Origin of the sequence: Algoriphagus sp. Y33 (genome assembly GCF_014838715.1) — a bacterium.
GTDB lineage: Bacteria > Bacteroidota > Bacteroidia > Cytophagales > Cyclobacteriaceae > Algoriphagus.
Window position 1 is genome coordinate 2,078,439 of sequence record NZ_CP061947.1, and the last position, 15,325, is coordinate 2,093,763.

Below are 15,325 nucleotides of genomic sequence, written 5' to 3' on the forward strand. Positions count from 1 at the left end.
AGCTCAACTTAATTATCAATTTACATCTCCCATCATTTTCTTGATCATAGGCCTCAGTAGAAAGAGTAAGGCAGCAGAACCGAAGACGGTATAAACGATCATCATGTATTGATCCGGCATCTGGGCCAATGCTTCATCCGTCCCCCCGCTGGCTTCACCGGCTATCAACCCGGCAAAAAGATTCCCCAAGGCAATTGACAAGAACCAGATTCCCATCATTTGGCCCGCGTAGCCTGTTGGTGCCAATTTGGTCACCAAGCTAAGCCCTACCGGAGACAAACTCAATTCACCAAATGTGTGGAACATAAAAGTGACCAGCAGCCAGGTAGGCGCTGCCAGATCTCCTGAAGCTGCGATTTTGGTAGCGAAATACATCACAAAAAAACCAATACCCAAAAGCAGAAGCCCAAACGTAAATTTTAGAGGTGAGCTCGGTTCAAGGTTTCTTCTGCCCAGCCACACCCACAGCGCACCAAAAACCGGTGCAAAAATGATAATGAACAGAGAGTTTACAGACTGAAAATAACTGGTAGGAATCTCCCAACCCAAGATATTACGGTCCGTAAAACGCTCAGCAAATAGGTTCAATGTAGATCCTGCCTGCTCAAATCCAGACCAAAACATAGCAGAGAAAAGGAATAGAATAGCAATTACTCCTACCTTACTTTTGTCTGATTTATCAAGTCCCCCAAAGACTATTACATACCCCAGATAACCGAAAGCCACAAGTGCAATAATTGTCCCAGAAGCCCCTGCTATAGCAGAAACATTGATCGGTAGCACCCCCATAAAAAGTACTCCAACTATAGCCACCACACCAAGAACTATATAACTCACCAAAGACCTCAGCTTCCTTTGCCCCGAGACTTCTTCTTCGGTCACCACCAATGGAGGTTCGCCGTATCCTTCCAGTATTCCTCCGGATAGCTTATACTGAATTAGCCCAAAAACCATCCCAAGACCGGCAAGACCAAAGCCGAGATGCATATCATAGGTTGCCAGAGTACCGCAGGCAATGGGTGCTATAAATCCACCTAGGTTGATTCCCATGTAGAAAATAGAAAAACCTGCATCACGTTTGGTACTTCCCTTCGGGTAAAGCTGCCCCACGATCGAGCTGATATTTGGTTTCAAAAGCCCGGTGCCTACTACAATTAATATCAAGCCCAGAAAAAATGAAGAGGTGTCCAGCGTACTTAGTTCGGTTTTGATCGAACGATCTCCTGAAAACAAAGCAATGACACCGGGAAGAGCCATCGTAAAGTGCCCAATAGCAATAATAATCCCCCCATACCATACGGATTTTTTCAAACCGAAAAGTCTGTCTGCAAGCCAGCCACCGGGCAACGCCAACAAATAAACACCCATGGTATAGAGACCATAAATAGCTCCGGAAGTCTGGTCGTCAAAACCCAAGCCTCCTTCTGCTATAGTCATCGTCATAAACAGTATAAGCAATGCCCGCATGCCATAATAACTGAATCGCTCCCACATTTCTGTAAAAAAGAGTGTCATCAAGCCTTTAGGATGGCCAAAAATAGTAGGCCCTTCAAATTCAGGAGTAAGTTGTTTTTCCAAGGATAGTTTTATTTGGGTGAAATCAATTTTGCAATGATAAACCTTTTTAGGGCTTGTTTCCAAAGTTAAAGCTGCTGAATTGTGGTCTAATGTCTGATTATTACACCATTGGGAAGGAACGTCCACAGGATAGACCATTATGCAAAAACAGATTCAAAATATTCATCTGTTTTCCACATGCAATCGATTGTAATCAAAAATAAAGCATGTTTTATTGGTTTTATTAAAAGGTATTTCAGTAGTTTTGTGAAGACAATTTTCAGATTGTAACCCCAAATATTTATGCAGGAACTAGATCTGGCAATCCAGACTTCCCCCCTGGCTTTTCTCCGTACCACAACTAACAGAAAAGTTCATGTCAATCTTCCACCGGCAGAGCTGGTGGAAATTGCTTTAGCCCGTAAAGAAGGAAAACTCACTTCCACCGGCGCATTGATGGCAGATACCGGCAAATTCACCGGAAGATCCCCTAAAGACCGTTACATTGTCCTCGATGACAAAACTAAAGATTCGGTCTGGTGGGGTGATATCAACCTTCCATTTGATGCTGGGAAATTCAGTCTACTAATGAACAAGATGAAGGCATTTTTAGCTGACAAAGAGCTCTTTGTCAGGGATGGGTATGCCGGTGCAGACGACAATTACAGGCTCAAATTGAAGGTGATTAATACCAAAGCTTGGCACAATCTCTTCTGCTACAATATGTTTCTGAGGCCATCTGAGCTTGAATTACAAAATTTCGAGCATGATTTCACAATCATCTGCGCTCCTGAATTCGAAGCAGACCCCGAAACTGACGGTACCAAAAATTCAAATTTTGTACTTATCAATCTCACCGAACGAATCATCCTCATCGGAGGTACCGGTTACGCAGGTGAAATGAAAAAGGGGATTTTTTCAGTCCTTAATTTCATTCTACCCCATGAGCGAAATGTCCTTTCTATGCACTGCTCCGCAAATGTAGGATCGCATGAAGATACCGCTATTTTCTTTGGGCTGTCAGGAACGGGCAAAACTACCCTTTCAGCTGATCCTAACCGAAACTTAATTGGAGACGATGAGCATGGCTGGGCCGAAGAAGGGGTATTCAACTTCGAGGGAGGGTGCTATGCCAAAGTCATCGACTTAAGCAGAGAGAAAGAGCCCGAAATCTGGAATGCTATCAAATTCGGATCCATTGTAGAAAATACGCGATTTAAGGGAAAATCCAGAGAAATTGATTTTACGGATAAATCCGTCACTGAAAATACCCGTACCGCATACCCCATTGACTATATACCAAATGCACTGGTGCCATCCAAGGCAGGAGTACCGAAAAATATATTCTTTCTGACAGCAGATGCTTTTGGGGTGATCCCCCCTATTTCCAAGTTGAATAAAAGTCAGGCAATGTATCATTTCATTTCCGGTTACACCGCAAAAGTAGCCGGCACAGAAATGGGAATAACCGAACCAAAATTGACTTTCTCGGCATGTTTTGGCGCAGCTTTCCTCCCCTTACATCCAGCCGAATATGCTAGGCTATTCGGGGAAAAAATGGAGAAATATAACACCAATGTTTGGCTGATCAATACCGGCTGGACCGGTGGTCCTTACGGAGTAGGGTCCAGAATGAAATTGGCATATACCAGAGCTATGATTACGGCAGCTTTGGAGGGAAATTTAGATCATGTCGAATTCACTGAGCATCGTTTTTTTGGATTTCAGATTCCGCTGGAATGTCCAAATGTGCCCTCACATATACTCGATCCAAGGAAAACCTGGGAAAATGTGGAAGCATACGATATCCAAGCAAAAGAACTTGCAAATGCATTCAGGTCAAATTTCGAGAAATTCGAGGAATTTTCGTCTGAGGATATCTTAAAAGGAGGGCCACTTCCCTAAGAAAACAGATGGGTTCCATAGACGTAAACAACTGATTAAAAATCATTGTGATTATCCTCAACGTTGTAATTATTATTTTAAAAATACTACGTGCATCTCCAGCTATGCACGTAGTAAGTTTGTCCTTGACCTAAGCATAGAATAATGCTCAAGTATTTTTGCGGAAAAACCAGCTAAAGTCTAACCATACTGCGGGTTGAAGTGCAAAAACCCAATTCAAAGGAAGAGAAGATTAACAGTCAAAAAAGAAAACAGCAAGTACATGCTAAGGTACTTGCTGCAGGAAATGATATATATCATTTATAATCTTTTTTACTTACGTCCAGCACCTTACTTACTTCCTGCACAGTGGCAGGTGCATCCAGTTTGAAAAAGCCTGAAAGCCCTCTTTCCAAACGGGAAGCACGGATGGCTGATTTGAGTGCAAAGAATACACTTGTAGCCAAAACTAACGGTGGTTCTCCGACTTCTTTGGAAGAGAACAATCCATTGGGATTTTCAGGTACATCGGCTGAATTGTCTCTCGGGTATAAATAGGTATTCATTTCCAAAGGAATTGTGGTGATCGCAGGCGGTTTGTAAGTCCAGGTATTCAGTGTGTTAAGCCTTCCCTTCTCTTCACCTTCAGGTTCGAAAACAAGTTTTTCCGTAAGGATATAGCCTATTCCCTGCACAAAGGCACCTTCTACTTGTCCTATGTCTATGGCTGGATTGAGACTCCATCCCATATCAAAAATAATATCAGACCGGAGTATTTTTACTTCACCCGTTAGCACATCCACTTCCACTTCAGAACAGGCAGCAGAGAAGGTAAATCCGACAAAGGAATCTACACCGCCTGCGGTGGAATTTACATCTGCCAAATCTATTCCCGGAATAGCCTTGTTTTCCGAAACAGGTTTAAACGTCATGGCTGGAATCGGTGTAGTTCCCCCTGGAATCGGCGCAGTAAAAGAAGCAATGAGATCAACCCTATACTGGTAAGCCAAGGCAACCAAGTTTTGCCAGATTAGCTTTGAATGTTGGTCTATCGGTCGTTTGACGGAAGCAGACCATCCCTCCTTGCCATAATTCCAGAAATCTATTCCCTGTTCTTTACACCAGTCATCCCCGTTGTCTTTCAAGAGTTTATAGCCGAATTCAGTCATCCGTGACCGCATCTTTTCACATGCCTGCTTCACCGCTTCCCCATTATATGCCGTTCCTGTGGAGCCACCGGTACTTGTAGGATTTGGAATGACCCGTGTATTTGGACTGTGAATTTGAATCAGGTCCATCGGGATATTCAGCACATAAGCCGCGACCTGTTCTACCTTGGTCATCATCCCCTGCCCCATATCCACACCACCTTGATTGATGGACACACTGCCGTCGCCGGAATAAACTGATACAATCGCTGCAGCTTGTTCTATCATGACCAGATTGTAGCCCGAACCGTACTTTACAGGAACCATGTAGATTCCTCTTTTTTTCCATTTATTTTCCTTGTTAAAGGCATTTACCTTTTTTAAACGATTTTGATAATCGCTTTTCTCTTCCACATATTTCCATACATCGCGCATATAGCAGTAAGAAAGTGCTTGGCCAAAAGGCGTGACATCTCCCCGTACATACATGTTTTTTCTTCTTAGTTCAGCGGAATCCATACCGATGGCGAAAGCCGCATCATCAATGGCATTTTCCAAAATAAGCTTTCCCTGTACATCCCCAAATGCGCGCATGGCCGTATTGGGGGCTTTATTGGTGCGACACACATCCAACTGGCTCTCGAAGTTCTTGATATTGTAGGCGTTGTCTATCCTAAGCTGAACACAGTTACTGACGATGTAAGAACAGTCGTAGAACGCTCCACCATCAGCCCATAGTTTCAGATGCAATCCACGAATGAGTCCCTTGTCCTCTTTTCTTAGATTCCCCTGATCCACTGCAATTTGATATTGTCCATAGTACCCATGTCGTTTTCCAATCATAGCGGTGTCATGTTCCCGCTTCATCACGAGTCGAATCGGTCGGTTCAACTTATGCGCTGCCACAGCTACGGGAGCTGCGACAAACTTGGCCTGTTCAGTTTTACCGCCATATCCTCCTCCAAGCTGACGGATGTCCACAATGACTTTGCTATGCTCTGCAGCTAAGGTACTCGCCACAGTCTGATGCATTTCCATCGGGCTCTGAGATGAGGGATGAACCAAGATTTGATTGTCATCTTCGGGAAAAGCCACACAAGCCTGAGTTTCCATATAGAAATGAACTTGTTCACCGGAGATTTGGGTATTCTCTATGATAGTGCATGCAGCTCCGTCTATTTTCTCATTTCGGAGAATTGGTTTTTTGTCCAATGGAGCTTTTGCCAAATCTGCCCAATAAAGCTCCGTTCCTGGTCTGGTTATTTTCCAGATATGGGATACAAATGGAGCTGTACTCGGGCAATCAGGAAATATGCTTCCCATTTTGATTGCATCATCTATGGTAATGATTGGATCTTGCCACTCTTTGCTCCAAGATGGATTTTCCTTGTTTTCCCACTGTATAGGGGAATAAGCAAGGCAATATTCTGAAGCATATTCAGCTATTTCAATCGCGGCTTTTTCTGTATCGGCAATGACCATAGCGATGGCCTGTCCGGGATAAAGAATACTTTGGGTTGCAAATATAGGCTGATCCAGTGCCATGCCCTGCAGATTTAACCCCCCTACGGGAATATCCTGATAGGAGATCAGCGCAAAAAAAGAAGTGAATTTCGAGGCGAGGAATTCTTCCAGTTCCCCAAAGTCAATCATTTCTTTATTGATAGGATGCGCTAAATGGAAATTGGCAAGTGATCTTTTGGCTTGAATAAACGCCGCATTCTTACCAAGAGGCGGAAGCTTTATCTCATGCGTATAGTGCACTTCCCCCATCGCTTGATGGAATGCCATAAGCTTGATGTAAGGCTGGGAAACAGGAGTTTTAAATGATTGATTTACATAAAATTGTGACCCGTCACTTACATTCCAATTTCCCCAATCAATCTTCCCTGCTGACCGAATGTCTTTGGGAACTTGACCTCTGGATTTTTCCATCAAACTTCTGATGATAGCTTTGTAAATAAAGGAGACTGCCAGATTAATCTTGTAGTCATTGGTGAAGCCTTCCGATGGGACACCGTCCATTCTCCCCTTCTCTTCCCAAAACTCTAATTCTTTGCTTACTTCTATCTTTAGTATTCCAGTCAAGGTCGGAAGGAGTTCGAGGCTCAGTTTTTTTCCTTTTAACCATTGCTCACTAGTTGTTGCCCGCCAAGCTATGGGTGCAATACCTCCATAGACGATGCTTGTTTCTAGAATATTTAGATCCTCGGATACCTCAATTCTTGTACAATTATTTACAATAGAATGGGAATTTACTTCCCGTAAGGCAACTTTCTGAGCCAAAACAACTTCTTGTTGGTGGCCAAATGGAAGGAAATAACCTAAAACCACCAAATCATCTGCGATCTCAGGTGCTTTCAAAAGCTGATTTACCAATTCTGCAGCTTTTAACTGAAATTCCTGGCCGGATTTGATTCGTACAAATCTAATCTCTGCTTCTGTGCCACACAACACAGTAAACAGGTCCGAAGGGAAAGGTTCTCCACTTATAATATGCTTAAGAACCAGCATTGTGTTTCCTGCCAATGAAGCGGCATTTCGCACGATCATTCCTGCTGTTCGATGACACATAAACTGCATGCTTCCGATTCTTGATACCGGAGAAAACTTTTCATCCACAATCAACTGATCGAGATAGCGTAATAATTGTGAGTAAGTCGTGGATGCTCCTACCGCTATTCCATTTTCCAATCTCTTTATTCCGTATAGATCAGGTATCAACTTGATGTCCACAAAGAGATTTACCAATGGAAATTCATCGGCATAAATTCCAAAAGAAGTATTGCCAAAAACTATCCTGGTTGTTTTTGAAGAGCTTTTTCTGAGAATGTTTATCAATTCATCCAGTGTCTCCGGACTTAGCCATTGTTTTTCAGCTTGAAGTATTGATACTGCCGGCAAAGCCATTTTAGCACCATCGGGAAATGGAATATTAATGGCATCATGAATCATTACTTCTTGGCACTTGTCTTCGGTAATACAGATCATTCGGTTTTTTTCGTCTTCTTTATTCCAATCTGAAGCGAATGTCTTCATACCCGTCAAAATTGACCGGTATCCAGTACAACGACAGATATTTCCATCAAAAATTTCCTCAATTTCCTTTTTGGTTGGTGATGGATTTTCTGAAAGAAATGCTGACATATTCATCACAAATCCTGTGGTGCAATAGCCGCACTGCGTACCGTTATTAATTGCCAACCGATGGGCTACAGGATTAATTCCCTCATGAAGATCCTGGTGCTCTTCCCCTGTCAAGCTCTTCACAGCGATCTTACTATTTCCATTTGCTTGTAGAGATTTGGCAGCCTCTTCGATTCGATGCTCACTTTTCTTAAGTAAAGCATCTTTAGCCCTGTTCCAACCCGGAGGAGAGCTATTCATCCATTTTGATGCTCCCCTAGAAGCAGATGGTGAAAAAGTAAGATGCCTGTTTTCCGGTCTTTTGATCCCACCTGTACCTTCGATTGTGGTAATTGCCATGCCTCCAAGAGCACAGATTGGGCGCAAACAGGAATTTATTGACTTGTGTTCAGCTGTCTGCTTTCTCTCATTCCAAATAGACAGAATTACGGTGCATGCACCACAACCTCCTTGCCCACAACCTTTTTTGGCTCCTACCAGCCCGATTTCATCAGACCTTAAATAATCAAGTAATAATTGGTCTGTGGATGGGTTTTCAATGGTTACTTCCTTCCCGTTGAGAAAAAATGAAAGTGTGTTATTCATAATTGTAGCGTTTAAAATGTAAGCCTTGTAAAAAGCCTAATTGTATGTTAAGTGTGGTAATAAAAAATTTACCGAAGTTCATACGATGCATAGTGAAAGTTACCCCTATTCAAGAGCAAGAGTATCACCAAAATAAAACAGCTATGAAGAGTATATTTTCAAACTTATTGGATTGTCGGTTGAATACTGACTTATTCCTTCTGAGTTGATTCGATCTTCAAGGATCCATCGCGGTGCATTGGTGTCGGTATGCGCTCATATTCATTAACCCAATGTCCTGCTACGTTTTCATCTTTCCATTCGGTGAAATATCCCAGAGCCAAAGAAACCTGCAGTGAAAAATCAGAAGAGGTCGCCGTCTCCGTATAGGGGGTCGCACATTTTAAATTTTGGAAGTACTCTCTGAAAGCAACTGCATCAGTTTCAGTTAATTTAGTCAACTGTCCCATGGCATTTGTATCACCAATAAATGCCTCCTTTGGAACCAATGCCGCTATTTGGGGGAATTCTGCTGTGGCATGGCAAGACATACAGGATGAGGTGTTCAGATCAACCGGACCATCTAGACGACCTCCCCATCCCAGATGCTGTGGTGGTAATTTGGTAGAATCAGGATTTATTTTGGTTTGGGTCAAATTCGGATTAATAATGGTTCTGGTAACGGGGTAAGGATTGATAAAATTGGTGGTGTCCTGTGGATCATTGCCAAATTGGATCCCAACAGGAACCAAGTTCTCAGCTCTTCCGGCACCTTCTTTACCCTCATTCAACTTACCATTGTAGCAGAACGTACCAAACACCCAGCCCGTCCCGTATTTATCGGCCCTCGGATCCCGAACCATCACGTCCATTTGGATCAATTGCATAGGTTTGACTACTCGTCCTGTATCCAGACCATTATTCCATGTAGGAGTGATGTAGGCATTCCAAGTCATAGGATTCACCAAATAATCCGCAGAGGATTCATCGGCATCTGTAAACAAAAGTTTGAAAATCACCGTGCCTATTGGAAATCCATTGGGATTCTGGGTAGCATTTGGATCCGGATTATTTCCATCCTTCCACATTTGTGCAAGCGTATATCCTGCAAATTCATTATAAAACCCCAAGGCATACGTCTGAAAGGCTTGGGTCTGTTTTTCACCCAGCTGGTAAGGCCCGATTTCTGCTTCCTTCGCTAAGCCATGAAATCCTTCTGAACCTTGTGGTCCCCAATGCATCCAAGGCATATGGTACCAGTTTCTGGTTTTGTTTTCCTGTGCCACAAAGTCCACTTCGATCATTCCCTCAAAGGAATAATCCCGGACGGCGTTGATATATTCCATCCAATGGTCATCCTCATCAAATGGAATATTCAAAAAGTCAGGTAGTTCTGAATCATCAGGCATGGTCAAAGGATAATCCTGTCTCAGTTTAAAAACTTTTTCGCCGGGGTACTTGCTTTGAAATTCTGCCGGACTGATCATTCTCCCAAAATCCGGAAAATTGTTGTTTACTGTTGTTGATTTTTCTTCATTCACATGGGACAAGTCATGGGTAGACTTAGTGCAGGAAGCGAAAAGAAAAAGCAACAGGGACAAGCCTAATATGGCATTTCCCTTTAGTCTAAAATTGTAGGGATACATAGTGTTAAAGAATTTAGAGGTAAAAAGTAATAGTAAAATATATCCTAATTTAGAATATTAAATGATTAAATTATAGAGAGTTATGATTTTTATTCAATGTGATTTTTCAGCACTCCCTGACAAAAAAAGTAATCACGTATTTCAGATGCTATAAAATGGTTGATACAATTGTTTATTTGTATTTCACAGAATTATTGCTATGTTTTATTTTATGGTGACAAACAGTATACTTTTGATATAACTTCCTACAAAATTTCCCTTCACTTCTCTTGTTCTTTCCAATCGTTGTTATCCCATCATTCAATAGAAAAAAGGATTTCACACTTTGTGGCGGCTTGATATGTGTTATAAAAAAGGCAACTAGCTTTTTTGACCAGCCAGCTCTTCTAGCCTTCCCTCGTAGTCAAACTGCAAATCTTCATGTAGTCCTGAGATAAGTTTAGTAGCCTTTCCCAATTGCATCTGATACATATTATCCAAAACGGGATTTCGATGACGCAAAAAGCCATATTCCTTAAGCTTTTCGCAGAAAAACAAAAGCACTTCGATCTGGTCGGTTTTGACTTTACTCAGCTTGAGCAGTTTGTTCATTTTACGGCGAAGCTTCTGGGCTGCTTTTTTTGCATAATAAGAATGGTCACCTCGAGCCATTACAAAATCAGACTCCAGTTCTTCCTGAATCATTTCCAAGAACAGTCCGGGGTTGTCTTTCTCGTTAAGCTTAAAAAAAAGGTAAGCTTTGTTGTCTCTGCTGAATTTGCTCAGATTTGCCAAGAGTTCAATCAGTTCTTTTTCATTGAGAAAGCTGAGTTCTTTCTTGAGTTGGGCGAGAGTTGGGAATTTCATGATAAAAATAATAGGTTAATGACTTCATCAAATTTTAACAATTTTTACCGATCAGTCCTCATTCTTCGCAAAAAACCGTGTGTTGATCTCAAAAGTACGGGGGAGATTAGACTCAGGATTCCAGTCTTCGTACTATCGTAGATTAATAACCTAATCATAAATTATGGAAAAGAGAGAATTTTTAAAAAGACTAAGTCTCGGAAGTTTTGCACTCCCACTGCTCATGGGCTGCAATTCTATCGATGACCCAAATGAAGAAGTTTCGGGGGTAGATTCTGAAGATACCTCCGCAGCATGTCAGCTCACCAATTCGGAGACTGCAGGGCCATTTCCCACTAAGAACCCATCCTCACTTACACGGGTTGATATCACTTCAGACCGGACAGGCATACCGCTTGATTTAGAGATTACGGTTTTGGATGCAAGTCAAAGCTGCTTGCCGCTTGCTGCTGCCATCGTAGATGTTTGGCATTGCGACAAGGATGGCAATTATTCTGAATATGGGGGCACCGGCATGCAGTCAGCCGATTACACTGCTGTCTCATTTCTTAGGGGCAGACAAACAACCGATTCAAACGGAAAAGTAGCCTTCACAAGTATTTTCCCGGGCTGGTACACGGGACGTGCCACCCACGTCCATGTCCACATCTACAATGCTTCAGGAAATTCCCTTTTAGTCACACAGATTGCATTTCCCGAAGGTTCTGAAAGTGCCGTCAATGTGGTCAATGCCAGCTCCGAAAATGGTTATACCAAAGGAATGAACGGATATACTGTGAACAGTAGAGACAATGTATTCTCCGACGGCGTAACAAATGAAATGGCAAATATTTCCGGATCAGTGGATTCCGGCTTTAATCTCACCCATACTATTGTGGTCAAAGCCTAATAGATGACGGATTCGACTACACAGATATTCTTACGCTCAACACGTGACTTTTGGCACAGTGAAACCATGGCCACCTCCAGTCATAGTTTCCCGGCTCAGCCTTCCGGCCAGTCTGCCATAGATTGGGCAGAAATGACTTTGAAAGCAGGGTATTCTCATGAGTTTCTTGCTTTCCAGGATTGTCTATTGATTCTCGTTCCACTGCTAGGTGAGGTCTGTCTGAATGGAGACTTTGCCGTCGATGTAGGCCATTGCTGGCGAAAATCACTGAGGACAGGAGAAGTTATACTTCTTCAAAATCGATATGAAAATACTGAAAATCACTTTCTTAGAATACAAATTCCTTTTTCAGGATCAGTCAAATCATCCATCACCTGCTTTTCCCAAGAAGAGCTCCAAAACTGTATCTTTCCTATTTTTACTTTTATCGAAGATGAAGTATCCATCAAACTTGGGTTGGGAAAATTCAAGGGAAGAACCGACTTGGAATTTACTGTAAGGGGAACTGTATACGCTTATTGTCTTGTCGGTGCATTTGAAGTACAAAATTGCCTCTTGGAAAAAGGAGATGCACTGAAAATCAGCCATAGCAAAAAAGTAGAATTGGAAGCGCTCTCGCCAAATGCTTTCCTATTCACTTTGGAAACATGAGCTTTCGCAACCTACATTTAGGAGAAATGATAGCTACGTATGGGTAAGGACTTCAGAAAATATAGTTGGTTGCATGCGACTGGAGTTGTGGCGTTTCTGATGCTGCCCATTCTTCTTTATCCCCATCCTCCTGAAATAAAGAACTTCCTTTTTACGGCACCAACTATCAGGGATTTTATAGCCAATCTTCTGATGGTCACTTTTTTTTACATCAATTACTACTTCCTCATCCCTACCCTGTTTGAAAAGAAGGAATACACGGTATACGCATTGATCATCTTGTTTTCCTTTGGCCTGATCATCGTGCTGCCTTCTATGCTTACTGGTCTTATTCCTTGGGTGGAGCATTTTAAACCCCGGCACCCAGGTACAGGAATGCCCGCCCAAAGAGTTCCCAAACCGAACAGTGGGGAATGGAATTTCATGAGTATCGTAAACAATCATGTATTACTGTATCTTTCTGTGGTACTACTGTCCATCCTGCTGCGAATTAGGGAGCGGCTTTTTGCCACAGAAAAATCTAAGGCAGATGCGGAACTGAATTCTTTGAAAAGTCAGGTAAATCCACACTTTCTCTTTAATACGCTCAATAGCATTTATGGAATGGCGGTCCGGGAGAAATCCTTGAAAACTGCGGAAAGTATTATCAAACTTTCCGGCTTGATGCGCTACGTTGTGACTGAAGCGGAAACGGAGTTTGTTCCCTTAGAGAAGGAGCTGGAATACATAGAAAATTACATATCCTTACAGCGGCTGAGACTGGACAGCAGTGTGGATTTTACATTTTTGAATGAGGCAGATGCCGGGAGGAAAGTAATTGCGCCTTTGATTTTGATTCCCTTTATTGAAAATGCGTTTAAGCATGGAGTCAACCCGGACGAGAAATCCGAAATACTGATCAGCATTGAAACGATTGGCACAAGCCTAGTCTTAACGGTGAAGAATCTAAAAGTGAATCAGCAACTTGCCCATCACGAGAAAAGCGGGCATGGTATCGATAATGTGAAATCAAGACTTTCACACCTGTACCCAAATAAAAATTCCCTTACCCTCTCGGAAGATGAGTTAACTTATATGATCCGGTTAAGACTTGAACTCACATGATCAAAGCTATCGCCATAGACGACGAACCCTTGCCTCTGGAAATTTTGGCCAATTTCGCAGAGCAAATCGATGGGTTAGCACTTTTGCAGACTTTTACCAAAGTCCAAGAAGCTGTTCTGTTCCTCGCAATCCAGGAAGTGGATTTAATTTTTCTGGATATTCAGATGCCGGCTATCTCAGGCTTGGAATTTTACAGGAAATATGGAAATGAGCGAATGGTGATTTTCACCACTGCTTTTTCACAATATGCAATAGATGGTTTTAACCTTAGCGCTATAGATTATTTATTGAAGCCTTATGATTTTGACCGATTCCAATTTGCTGTAGATAAGGCTATTGACTATATTCTATTTAAGCAATCATCAAATCAAAATCCTGTCCATATTTTTCTCAAAGCAGACTATAAAATACAGAAAGTAGTCCTCGCTGAGATTCTATACATCGAAGGGCTTGCAGACTATCTTCGCATTTTTCTAACGGGGCAAAAGCCGCTTATCGTGAGACAAACAATGAAGTCCATGCTAGAGATATTGCCGGATACTTTTTGTCGTGTTCACCGATCATTTATAGTTCCGCTCTCTTCAATCACTGCGGTCAAGGGAAGGGCAGTATTTATCCATGAAAAAGAAATTCCAATTGGAACGACCTATTGGGAGAAGTTTGAGCAGGCGTTTTTCAAATAATTCCTTACGAAAATCAAGCCTTTGTCTCCATTTGAATATAATCTGTTGAAAATGGTGTTGCTATAGCTTAACTTAATGCTTTAAGATTTTCGTTTTATGAAAGAATTTCAGGCCATTATTAGCGCATATGAGCAATATAAGCTGACACAAAAGAAAACTGCCTTGGCCACCGTCGTGCAGGTAGATGGGTCTGCGTACAGAAGACCCGGAGCCAGAATGTTGGTTTCCGAAGATGGGGAACTTACCGGGGCGATCAGTGGAGGCTGTTTGGAAGGGGATGCGCTTCGCAAAGCGCAAACAGTGATCTTCCAGCAGAAATCCATGCTGGTCACCTACGATACTACAGATGAGGATGATCAGAAATTCGGCGTAGGACTGGGTTGCAATGGAATTATTCATGTATTGATAGAACCAATTGACTATCAAAACCCTATAAATCCAATTGAATTATTAAAAATTGCTTTGAGCAACCGTGCTTTTTCCAGGTTAATCACTGTGTTTTCGGTGAAATATTCCAAGCAAGAGCAAGTAGGAACGAAAGTTCTTCTGAAAGAAAACCGAACATTTGGTGATAAACATAAACTTGGAGATCCACTTTGGGAGAGGGTTCAAGAAGAATTGGACAGTAATCAATCCACGCATCATATCATTGAAAAATATGATATGCTAGATGATATTCAGGTATTCATAGAATCCATCAAACCTACTATTCGCCTTTTTCTTTTCGGTGCAGGAAATGATACTATCCCCTTGGCTAAAATGGCCGATATACTGGGGCTTGAAGTTGTGGTAATTGATGGAAGAAAGAATCTGGCTACACCCCTGCGCTTTCCATCGGCTCTGAAAATCATAACAGGTTCAGGAGATGAAGTAGTACGGCAATTAGAAACCGATTCCAACAGTGCAGCACTCTTGATGACACACAATTTTGACTATGAGGCATTGGTCTTGGCGGATTTGCTGCTTTTAAGCTTACCCTATGTGGGAATATTGGGGCCAAAGAAAAAGTCTGAAAAACTACTGGATAGATTAGAGAAGAATGGAACAGCTGTCAATCAAGACACTATCTACTCCCCAATGGGATTGGATATTGGTGCAGAGGGTTCTGAAGAGATCGCTTTGTCCATTTTGGCAGAGGTGAAAGCGGTTTTGGCAAAAAAACAAGGTACCTTTCTGAGAAATAAGACAGGCCCCATACACTAAGAA

Annotated in this window: 10 protein-coding genes; 6 read left to right on the plus strand and 4 right to left on the minus strand. The window is 42.2% G+C overall.

Going from position 1 to position 15,325, the window contains the following annotated elements:
- Positions 1-15: 15 nt before the first annotated feature.
- On the minus strand, positions 16-1,515 hold the full coding sequence (locus ID165_RS08410; protein WP_370539756.1) for a peptide MFS transporter: 1,500 nt from the start codon (positions 1,513-1,515) through the stop codon (positions 16-18).
- 345 nt (positions 1,516-1,860) lie between these two features.
- On the opposite strand from ID165_RS08410, the gene pckA reads away from it, so the two are divergent.
- Positions 1,861-3,462 carry a phosphoenolpyruvate carboxykinase (ATP) gene (pckA, locus tag ID165_RS08415; RefSeq protein ID WP_192349909.1) on the plus strand — a complete coding sequence of 534 codons (1,602 nt, stop codon included), beginning with the start codon at positions 1,861-1,863 and terminating at the stop codon, positions 3,460-3,462.
- A 296-nt stretch (positions 3,463-3,758) separates the two neighbouring features.
- Here the strand turns inward: pckA and ID165_RS08420 are convergent, their stop codons facing one another.
- The 3 genes from ID165_RS08420 to ID165_RS08430 form a co-directional block, all read right to left on the minus strand.
- Positions 3,759-8,321 (minus strand): molybdopterin cofactor-binding domain-containing protein, encoded by a 4,563-nt coding sequence (locus ID165_RS08420; RefSeq protein ID WP_192349910.1) that lies wholly within the window; start codon positions 8,319-8,321, stop codon positions 3,759-3,761.
- A 191-nt stretch (positions 8,322-8,512) separates the two neighbouring features.
- Entirely contained in the window at positions 8,513-9,946 is a 1,434-nt protein-coding gene (locus ID165_RS08425) for a hypothetical protein (RefSeq protein WP_192349911.1), read from the minus strand.
- Positions 9,947-10,306: 360 nt separating this feature from the next.
- Positions 10,307-10,792: a hypothetical protein gene (locus ID165_RS08430; RefSeq protein WP_192349912.1), complete on the minus strand. Its 486-nt coding sequence runs from the start codon at positions 10,790-10,792 to the stop codon at positions 10,307-10,309.
- Positions 10,793-10,955: 163 nt separating this feature from the next.
- Here ID165_RS08430 and ID165_RS08435 point away from each other — a divergent pair, with 163 nt between their 5' ends.
- The 5 genes from ID165_RS08435 (at position 10,956) to ID165_RS08455 (ending at position 15,322) form a co-directional block, all read left to right on the plus strand.
- Positions 10,956-11,681, plus strand: a complete 726-nt coding sequence (locus tag ID165_RS08435; protein ID WP_192349913.1) for an intradiol ring-cleavage dioxygenase — start codon at positions 10,956-10,958, stop codon at positions 11,679-11,681.
- A gap of 66 nt (positions 11,682-11,747) precedes the next feature.
- On the plus strand, positions 11,748-12,332 hold the full coding sequence (locus ID165_RS08440; protein WP_192349914.1) for a hypothetical protein: 585 nt from the start codon (positions 11,748-11,750) through the stop codon (positions 12,330-12,332).
- 39 nt (positions 12,333-12,371) lie between these two features.
- A complete protein-coding gene (locus ID165_RS08445; protein WP_192349915.1) occupies positions 12,372-13,436 on the plus strand; it encodes a sensor histidine kinase in 1,065 nt (354 codons plus the stop codon).
- Positions 13,433-14,119, plus strand: a complete 687-nt coding sequence (locus ID165_RS08450; RefSeq protein WP_192349916.1) for a LytTR family DNA-binding domain-containing protein — start codon at positions 13,433-13,435, stop codon at positions 14,117-14,119. Before ID165_RS08445 ends, ID165_RS08450 begins: the two co-directional genes overlap by 4 nt.
- A 96-nt stretch (positions 14,120-14,215) precedes the next feature.
- The gene (locus ID165_RS08455; RefSeq protein ID WP_192349917.1) at positions 14,216-15,322 is read left to right on the plus strand and encodes an XdhC family protein; all 1,107 of its coding nucleotides are present in this window, start codon (positions 14,216-14,218) and stop codon (positions 15,320-15,322) included.
- The last annotated feature ends 3 nt before the right edge of the window (positions 15,323-15,325 follow it).